The organism is Paenibacillus antarcticus, from assembly GCF_001637225.1.
GTDB classification, from domain to species: domain Bacteria; phylum Bacillota; class Bacilli; order Paenibacillales; family Paenibacillaceae; genus Paenibacillus_AQ; species Paenibacillus_AQ antarcticus.
Map to the genome: position 1 here is coordinate 46,259 of NZ_LVJI01000029.1, position 6,191 is coordinate 52,449.

Sequence of the window (6,191 nt, forward strand, 5' to 3'; positions counted from 1 at the left end):
TTTTAGGCGGGTTTTCGATCATCGAAGCCCGCCATCGTTATTAGAAAGAAGGGTAACGTGTGGATATCACATTTATTGTTGTCATATTATTAATTGGTTTTATCGGCTCTTTTGTATCAGGGATGCTTGGTGTTGGGGGTGCTATTATTAATTACCCAATGCTTTTATATATCCCGCCACTATTTGGGATAGCAGCCTTTACAGCTCATCAGGTTTCAGGTATTACTGCGGTCCAAGTATTGTTTGCATCGATCGCGGGAGTTTGGGCTTATCGTAGAGGTGGCTATCTCAATAAGTCACTGATTATCTACATGGGTGGATCTATTTTACTCGGAAGCTTTATTGGTAGCTTTGGCTCGTCTTATTTATCGGAGCAGTCTGTAAATGTTGTGTATGCGATACTCGCTACAATAGCAGCAATCATGATGTTTGTACCGAAAAAACATATCGATGATAATCCATTAGATAAAGTAACATTTAATAAAACACTAGCAGTAGTTCTAGCGTTAATAGTTGGAGTAGGGTCAGGCATTGTTGGTGCCGCTGGTGGATTTTTACTTGTACCCATTATGCTAGTTGTGCTAAAAATTCCAACGCGAATGACGATTGCTACGAGTTTAGCCATTACATTTATCTCCTCTATAGGAGGGAGTATTGGTAAATTAATGACAGGGCAAGTCGATTACTTGCCAGCAATTATCATGATTGTTGCGAGTCTTCTTGCAGCTTCACTGGGTGCTAAAGTTGGTAAAAAATTGAATGCGAAGGCTTTGCAAGCCATTTTAGCGGTATTGATTTTAGCTACTGCTATTAAAATATGGATTGATTTATTCTAAAGTAAGTTAAATATTTAGTACTTGTTACTAACGCAGGGGGATGTAGCATTATTGCCAAATATAAAGGTAATCGATGTATGATCATGATTCTACCAGAGTGAAAGTTTTCACCATGATTAAGTCCTACCCTAGTAAATATAAACTGTACCCTATGTAAAGGATATTGTAAAAAAGTTAGGAAACTTGAAGGAGATGGCGTCTGTATTCTACAGGCGTCATCTTTTTAGTGCGCCCAGCATGGTGCTATCTAGGGTTTAAGTTCCGAGTGGTGAAGGCAGTAGTAGCCATTAGCTTAAGGCAAGGGTGTCCACCGTGAGGTGGAATCTTGTAAGAGGACAAGAACATATACCTAATGGAATCCGCGCTAGGCGCGGCTTTTATATTTTATAGGTACAAGTTCTTGTCCTTTGCTCGAGACAAGAACTTGTACCGTTAGCCGCGGAGTCAAGTCCCTGATGTTTACAAATTTCGAATGACAACAATAATGTCTCATTAAACAACGCTTTTAAGCGTTCTAAGTAGGTTAGAATCAAGCGTACTCCACAACACGGCATCTGTCGGAAGACAATATAATATCTAATGCTAATCGACATAGTTCAAGAATAAAATTACGGTGGACTATGATGATTAAGCTAAAGGGCAGTTATGTGTAATAGATGAATCATGTTTCTGAGTTTTCTTTTTTTGTAATAATTATCGATCTATTCTCCATACTAAGGTTATATTTGAAAAATAAATGGAGGATATATATGAATCAGAAAGTAACTTGTTTTTTTCTCTTGATATTTTGCTTATTGTTTAGTTCAGTAAACAATGTAGAAGCTCGATCCCTCAAAATGGAAGATCCATATATAAAAAATACAGAACAATGGTCAGTTCAGATTGACCATCCCATGTTTAACGAACAAGGTATGGCAAAACCTAAGCCTGGTATTGCTAATATGTATAGCTTAGTAATAAAAAATACTGGAGAAACACTTCATAATATAACCATTGAAGGGTATAGAAACGATCCAGAGTCTCCTACAAAATTTGGATTATTTTCAACTCTTGTTGGAACGGTTTCCTCTGGAAATGAAGCATTTTCGCATACGAATTTTCCGGTATCTGCTAAATCTAATCATGTAGAGATTGTTATCTCATGGCAGGATAACCCCATAATAAGTAAAGGGCACGCTATAGACGGAAGAAAGTACAAGCAAACATTTACCTTCGAAGTTAATTGAACTAGAAGATTTTCCTAGCTTTTGTCATAAAGATAATAATCTAATATCCTCACTAACGGGACACTATAGTTGAATGATATACATTGATGAGTAGGCGCTACGGAAACCTGTTTTTTCTAAATTTCTTTATCGAGCACAAGGGCAAGTAACAGCATATTTTCAAACAAGTTGATAATAATCTGTTACTTATTTTCACGTTGGATCCCTTGAGGAATTTTGTGAAACAATATTTCAATGGGGTTGTGGAAATGAATGAGGATAATTTAAATCAAATGATTCAAATAAGCTGGGGTGCTATAACAGTTAGTGAGAGAAGGAGCTACCTCTGTATAGTTAAGTTAAATAGCACCATTCTCTTTTTTGCTTAGTTTAATGGAAGGACCGTTTAAAAACGGACATATGAAGCACCTGTCTTCACACTTTGGGGGGATCGGTGCTTTTGTTCATTTATATAAAAATTTATGTTTATCCATTGTAACCATCCTCTTTCAAATAGGATGTAAAATGATCAGTTATTGACTGCATGGTCAATAATTGATATATTAATCCCATGAGTAGACCAAGAGAATTTGATGTCGATCGTGTATTACACCAGACTATGGAAGTGTTCTGGAATCAAGGCTTCAAAGCAACTTCTTATGAGGACCTTACGCGTACTACAGGAGTCAAAAAGCAAAGTTTGTACTGTGTTTTTAAAGACAAGCGATCGTTGTTCCTGAAGGCGCTGGCACTTTACCGTGAACAGGTTATAGCGAAACTGAAGGAAATTGAAGCCCTGGATTCGTCTCCCGGTGATAAACTGGATGCCTTACGATATTCCCTTTTAGACGATGAAACTGGCTGCCAAGGGTGTCTAATTGTGAATGCATCACTCGAATTCGGAACAGATGACGAGCAGGTCACACGCGAAGCTGAGCTCATGGTAGAGGAGGTTCAACTGGTATTAGAGAAGATCATAAGTAGTGGCCAGAAACAACAGTTAATTTCCAACCGGTATACGAGTATAGAGCTTGCATCTTATCTAAATAACACCATTCTTGGTGTGAGAGTTATGGAGAAATCAGGTTCATCCCGTGAACAGATCGAGACGGTTCTGCGTACTTCATTTGGCATGATCATGTCTTGATCTTTTTTTTGTGAAATTCTTGACTACGAAGTCAAAAATAATTTAAGGCGGATTAATACACCATGAAACCTTGAAGGAGGTGGGGCTTTTCGATAAAAATCGTGTATTGATTCATTTGGAAGTAACGTCTAGCTGTTAACCAGGCTGGTTGCTGTTTAACATCTCCTAGGTCAACTTATATAAAACGAAATATGTGGAGGTTATTATGAATTATTCTCAATCCGTAGAAGCATTGTTCCAACCTATAGAGTTAGGTCACTTGAAGTTATCCAATCGGATCGTGATGGCGCCGATGACGCGTCAATTTTCTCCGGACGGTATCCCGGGTTTGAATGTTGCTAGCTATTACCGCCGCAGAGCAGAGAACGCAGTGGGGCTTATTGTGACGGAAGGGACGATAATTAATCACCCGGATGCATCCAATCAAGCGAATGTGCCGCATTTTTATGGGGAAGCTGCAATGAATGGCTGGGCACATGTTGTATCTGAAGTACATGAAGCTGGCGGTCGAATTATTCCACAGATCTGGCATATGGGAGCCAAAGGTCATGTTAATGATTATTCGGAAGCTGAAATTGCTACAATCGTTCAGGAATTCGCAAAAGCAGCCTCTGAAGCGAAACGTATTGGGTTCGATGGTGTTGAAATCCATGGAGCGCACGGCTATCTGATCGACCAATTCCTATATGAGAAAACCAATTCACGTACGGATCGTTACGGTGGAGATATGATGGCTCGCACACGTTTTGCAGTTGAAGTGATTGAGGCTTGCCGTGAAGTAGTCGGACCGGAATTCCCTATTGTACTGCGTTTATCTCAGTGGAAGACAGATGATTATCAGGCTAAACTGGCTGAAACACCGGAATTGCTGGAGCAACTTCTCGCACCGTTGGTTCAAGCTGGAGTAGATATCTTCCACTGTTCCACACGCCGTTTCTGGGAGCCGGAATTCGAAGGGTCTGATCTGAATTTTGCTGGATGGACCAAAAAACTGACTGGCAAACCGACAATCACCGTTGGATCGATTGGTCTTGATGGTGACTTTACAAGTCTGTTCACGGAAGGTAAAGGGGCAACCAACGTCGGCATCGAGGGTTTGGTGCAACGACTTGAGAATAATGAGTTTGATCTGGTTGCTGTAGGACGTGCTCTTCTGGTCGACCCTGCATGGGCTAAAAAAGTTCAAGAAGGACGTACCGATGATTTGCTTCCATTTACAAGAGATGCGATGATGGAGCTGACTTAATTGAATTTATAGTTGTTGGTGATTCATCTATAAAAAGCAGTGGTAGACCATAAATAGCGGTCCACCACTGCTTTTTTTGTTTCCAGTAAGTGTTGTACTGCATAGACGGAGGGCACAGCAGTCTTAAAGAATGAACACTTCGAGATTGCCGGTGCCCATTTTAAGTGTAAGAGGACAAGAACATATACCTATTGGAACCCGCGCTAGGCGGGCTTTTTTAATTTTATGGGTACAAGTTCTTGTCCTTTGCTCGAGACAAGAACTTGTACCTATTGCCGAAAATGGACAAGAACTTGTACCGTTAGCCAGGGAGTCAAGCCCGAGACGTTTACAAATTACAGGTGACAACAATAACATTTCATTAAATACCGCTTATTAGCGTTTTTTTGTTTTTTAAGGGACCAAAGTAGGTTCGAATCATATGTACCCGACAACACGGCATTAGTTGGATGACAAGACTGTGTACCGTTAACCGAAATAGGCTAAGAATATGTTCCGGTGGACGATGATGATTAAGCTAACGGGCAGTTTACGCAACAAAATCATCAATATTTGCGTATTAGTCTTTGTGGTAAAATATGGGCATGAGAATTTTTTGGGATTTTATGCGCGGAGTATAGAAAAATGGAGCAGTTAGGAAGCTTATCATTTTATTCATTATAACAGTTGTCGTGATGAGTGGTCTCGTAATTAACGGTAAGGAAGTATCAGCATGCGATTTTAATCGCACGTTGCAAAATCTATATACGAGGAGAATTCACACAATGAAAAAAATTATTCTTAGCACTGCACTTGCTCTAAGCCTTATTGCTGCATCGGTGCCTGTTCATGCGGCAGAGAGTCATCCGATTATCATGGATGGCGTTGCGATCACATCCGATGTACAGACTGAGATGAAGAACGGTCGTACAATGGTGCCTTTGCGCGTGATCAGCGAAAATCTGGAGGCTGTGGTCGATTGGTCGGGCTCGGAAGTGACGATTACGAGAGATGACATGAAAATAACCTTGCAACTGAACAGCAACACCGCAGTGAAAGATGGAAAGACACTGGAGTTGGATGTGCAGCCGTACATCCAAAATAATCGCACCCTCGTTCCGCTTCGCTTTCTAGCGGAAACGTTCGGCTGTACGGTCAATTACAGCAACGGTACGGTTACGGTCGTTACCGCGCCCTTGATGATCAATGGAGTGAAAGTGACAACTTTGCAATATGAATACCACATGATAATAGGCGGCTACAGGCAGCAGTTCAGTGGCAAGCGTTATAACGAAGAGATTTATGCGCTCTTTGAGTCGAATAAAGGTGCTAAGGTGGATGCTCCGACGAATTATGGGTGGTATGAAAATTGGGATACTTTAGGGTGGAATACGAAAACCGGGCAATATGATTTTCTGGACGCGGCAGGAAATAGTGTCCAACGCTTTGATCCCTATATTCTGAGTGATCCATCTGGGCTCAACGGATTCACGGAAGAACAATTGGCAGACTATCCGAAAGCGCTGATTTTTGACGCTGTGGAGGGGCAATGGTATAAGTTCAGCGAGACTGCGCTGGATTCCATTGCTAAATTGATGAAAACAGCTGAACAAAACGGTTTGATGAAGAGTACGGAAATGTAAATGATACAGACTGGGGAAGCGTACAGTTATCGCTCCGGTCATTGAACTAACGGGACACGATAGCTCAATAAAGACACAAAGGTAGCCGGTCATTAGATCGGCTACCTTTGTTCAACTATACCAGCTAATAGCTTG

6 protein-coding genes are annotated in these 6,191 nt (G+C 40.9%); all 6 read left to right on the top strand.

The features are described from left to right. The first annotated feature begins 59 nt into the window (after positions 1 to 59). The 6 genes from PBAT_RS18685 to PBAT_RS18705 all read left to right on the top strand — a co-directional run bounded on the left by PBAT_RS18685 (position 60) and on the right by PBAT_RS18705 (position 6,056). Positions 60 to 836 carry a sulfite exporter TauE/SafE family protein gene (locus tag PBAT_RS18685; protein ID WP_068651751.1) on the top strand — a complete coding sequence of 259 codons (777 nt, stop codon included), beginning with the start codon at positions 60 to 62 and terminating at the stop codon, positions 834 to 836. 749 nt (positions 837 to 1,585) lie between these two features. Next, positions 1,586 to 2,062 carry a hypothetical protein gene (locus tag PBAT_RS18690; protein ID WP_068651753.1) on the top strand — a complete coding sequence of 159 codons (477 nt, stop codon included), beginning with the start codon at positions 1,586 to 1,588 and terminating at the stop codon, positions 2,060 to 2,062. Between the two features lie 155 nt (positions 2,063 to 2,217). After that, positions 2,218 to 2,430 carry a hypothetical protein gene (locus tag PBAT_RS26415; RefSeq protein ID WP_420848798.1) on the top strand — a complete coding sequence of 71 codons (213 nt, stop codon included), beginning with the start codon at positions 2,218 to 2,220 and terminating at the stop codon, positions 2,428 to 2,430. Positions 2,431 to 2,612: 182 nt separating this feature from the next. Then, positions 2,613 to 3,188 carry a TetR/AcrR family transcriptional regulator gene (locus PBAT_RS18695; protein ID WP_068651755.1) on the top strand — a complete coding sequence of 192 codons (576 nt, stop codon included), beginning with the start codon at positions 2,613 to 2,615 and terminating at the stop codon, positions 3,186 to 3,188. A gap of 205 nt (positions 3,189 to 3,393) precedes the next feature. After that, positions 3,394 to 4,434, top strand: a complete 1,041-nt coding sequence (locus tag PBAT_RS18700; protein WP_188016954.1) for an NADH:flavin oxidoreductase — start codon at positions 3,394 to 3,396, stop codon at positions 4,432 to 4,434. A 764-nt stretch (positions 4,435 to 5,198) separates the two neighbouring features. After that, entirely contained in the window at positions 5,199 to 6,056 is an 858-nt protein-coding gene (locus PBAT_RS18705) for a copper amine oxidase N-terminal domain-containing protein (RefSeq protein ID WP_068651757.1), read from the top strand. The last annotated feature ends 135 nt before the right edge of the window (positions 6,057 to 6,191 follow it).

Excerpts from the sequence above, each read along its gene's own strand:
- PBAT_RS18690 (WP_068651753.1), top strand. The coding sequence starts at position 1,586 with ATGAATCAGAAAGTAACTTGTTTTTTTCTCTTGATATTTTGCTTATTG.
- PBAT_RS18700 (WP_188016954.1), top strand. The coding sequence starts at position 3,394 with ATGAATTATTCTCAATCCGTAGAAGCATTGTTCCAACCTATAGAGTTA.
- PBAT_RS18695 (WP_068651755.1), top strand. The coding sequence starts at position 2,613 with ATGAGTAGACCAAGAGAATTTGATGTCGATCGTGTATTACACCAGACT.
- PBAT_RS18705 (WP_068651757.1), top strand. The coding sequence starts at position 5,199 with ATGAAAAAAATTATTCTTAGCACTGCACTTGCTCTAAGCCTTATTGCT.